Here is a 2,580-nt window from a genome sequence, read left to right as displayed (position 1 = left end):
CGCAATTGCGGTCGATTGTGCCGAGGAATCCCGATCCGGTATCTAATGGAGGTCGCGGCAAGGTGCCCGACGCCACTCCAGCACGGAGGGTTTCGAGGTGCCTGAGCTGCCCGCCGCCGAGGCACACGTCCCCGCCTACAAAAGGGTCAGAACAGCAGACCTAATCCCGTACGCCCGCAACGCGCGAACGCACAGCGATGACCAGGTCGCGCAGATCGCCGCCTCGATCCACGAGTTCGGCTTCACCAACCCGGTGCTGACGGACGGCGCGAACGGCATCATCGCCGGCCACGGCCGAGTGCTGGCGGCGCGCAAGCTGGGCCTCGCGGAGGTGCCGGTGATCGAGCTGGCGCACCTCAGCCCGGCGCAGCGGCGTGCCTACGTGTTGGCCGACAACAAACTGGCGCTGAACGCCGGCTGGGACGAGGAGCTGCTGCGGCTGGAGTTGGCCGAGCTGCAGGATCTGGGCTTTGACCTGGAGTTGACCGGGTTCGACGCTGACGAGATCGCGGGCTTCCTCGCCGAACCCACCACCGGCCTGACCGACCCGGACGATATCCCGCCGTTGCCCGAGGTGCCGGTGACGCGGCCGGGCGACGTCTGGCTGCTGGGTCGCCATCGCCTGGCCTGCGGGGACTGCACCGACCCAGTTGTGGTCGCCGCCGTGCTGGGTGGGGTGCGCCCGCACCTGATGGTCACCGACCCGCCCTATGGCGTCGAGTACGATCCGGACTGGCGCAACCGGGCGGGGCTCAGCACCACGCGCCGCACCGGCAAGGTGGAGAATGACGACCGCGCGGACTGGCGGGAGGCCTGGGCGCAGTTTCCCGGCGAGGTCGCCTATGTCTGGCACGGCGCCCTGCATGCCACCACCGTCGCCGACAGCCTCACCGCCTGCGGCTTCGACATCCGTGCCCAGATCATCTGGGCGAAGGACCGTCTGGTCCTCGGCCGGGGGCACTACCACTGGCAGCACGAACCCGCCTGGTACGCCGTGCGCGGCCAGGGCCATTGGTCCGGTGATCGCAAGCAGACGACCCTGTGGCAGATCGCCGGCCGCAGCGAGGATGCCGAGACGGTGCATGGGACCCAGAAGCCGGTCGAGTGCATGCGGAGGCCGATCGAGAACAATTCCTCGCCCGGCCAGGCGGTCTACGAGCCGTTCTCGGGATCCGGCACCACCATCATCGCGGCCGAGATGACGGGGCGCGCCTGCCACGCCATCGAGCTGTCGCCCGCCTACGTGGACGTGGCGGTGGCGCGGTGGGAGGCGTTCACGGGGCAGCAGGCGGTCAGGGAGGGGGATGGGGCCGTGTTCAGCGGTCTCGGGGCCACGGCGCCCCAGGAGGGCAGCCATGCGCCGGTATGAACCGACACCGGACCAGCGCCGCACGGTGAAGACCATGGCGGGGTTCGGCATCCCGCACACCGACATCGCACCGTTCCTCGGCATCGACACCAAGACGTTGCGCAAGCACTTCCGGGAGGAGCTGGACCGGGGGATGACCGAAGCCAACGCCAAGGTGGCGCAGTCGCTGTTCCAGATGGCGACGCAGGGCAAGAACGTCGCGGCGGCCATTTTCTGGATGAAGGCCCGGGCCGGTTGGCGGGAGAAGCAGGAGGTCGATGCCAACGTCCGGGCGGATACCCGTGCGATCCATATCGTGACCGGCGTGCCGCGGGCGATGGATGAGATGACCGATCAGGAGCTGATGCGCATCGCGGCCGGCGGGCGGCGCAGGATCGGCGGCGGTCGCGATGATGATGCGGACGGCGACGGTGGACGCTGACGAGGCTCCGCTGACGGAGGACCAGCGTCGCTCCGCCCGAGCGATGGCGGGGCTCGGGGTGTCGCGCCGGCAGATCGCGAAGTACCTGCGCATCGACGACACGCAGCTGCAGATCCTGCTGGGCGATGAGCTGGACCAGGCCGAGGCGGATGTGAACAGCAAGGTGGCGAAGGCGCTGTTCACCATGGCGACGCAGAAGAACAACGTCGCCGCAGCGATCTTTTGGATGAAGGCGAGAGCGGGTTGGCGAGAGAAGCAGGAGGTCGAGATCAGCGCGGAGCATCGGCGGAGCTACGTCATCGCAACGCCGCCGGTGCTATCGGAGGACGAGTGGCTCGCGACCTATGCGCCGAAGCCGATCACCTGACCCGCGCCAATCGCATCTGTTCAACACCGACCAACGACCGTTGCTCGGTGGCGAACATGCTTTGAGTACGGCGCCGTGGTTCGAGGTCGAATTCAGCACGATCCGATGGCGATGCCGGGCGCGGGCGGTTTACGTGCCGACCCGGGCGTTGGAGACAGCGCTGCCGCGACGCAGGCAGGGGCCCAACTCCGCCGCCTGGTCCGTCGCGCTCCCTCTGACAGCAGATTTTCTGGTTTGAGCCGATTGACGGGGGCTTGAACGGCCGCGGGCCGGCACCCAAAACCAATCGCCGTCGGGGGCCCTCAGTGGACCCGACGTCCGGCACCGGCCTTGGTGCCATTGGCGATCCATGTTGCTTCGCAAGGAGGATATGGCGATGAGGCAGAACTATGATTTTGGCCCGCTGTTTCGCTCGACCGTAGG

3 protein-coding genes are annotated in these 2,580 nt (G+C 68.0%); all 3 read left to right on the top strand.

Annotated features, from left to right (window positions below; genetic code table 11):
- The first annotated feature begins 97 nt into the window (after positions 1 to 97).
- Genes AC2YHJ_RS27840 through AC2YHJ_RS27830 form a run of 3 tightly spaced genes read left to right on the top strand, consistent with a single transcriptional unit; the run spans position 98 to position 2,157 of the window.
- Positions 98 to 1,369: a site-specific DNA-methyltransferase gene (locus AC2YHJ_RS27840; RefSeq protein WP_487399445.1), complete on the top strand. Its 1,272-nt coding sequence runs from the start codon at positions 98 to 100 to the stop codon at positions 1,367 to 1,369.
- A gap of 34 nt (positions 1,370 to 1,403) precedes the next feature.
- A complete protein-coding gene (locus AC2YHJ_RS27835) occupies positions 1,404 to 1,790 on the top strand; it encodes a hypothetical protein (protein ID WP_487399444.1) in 387 nt (128 codons plus the stop codon).
- A complete protein-coding gene (locus tag AC2YHJ_RS27830) occupies positions 1,780 to 2,157 on the top strand; it encodes a hypothetical protein (protein ID WP_487399443.1) in 378 nt (125 codons plus the stop codon). Before AC2YHJ_RS27835 ends, AC2YHJ_RS27830 begins: the two co-directional genes overlap by 11 nt.
- Positions 2,158 to 2,580: the final 423 nt, after the last annotated feature.

The organism is Roseomonas sp. SRI_022, from assembly GCF_057586215.1.
Note: the sequence above shows the minus strand (reverse complement) of the source record. Positions and strands in the feature narration are given on the sequence as shown.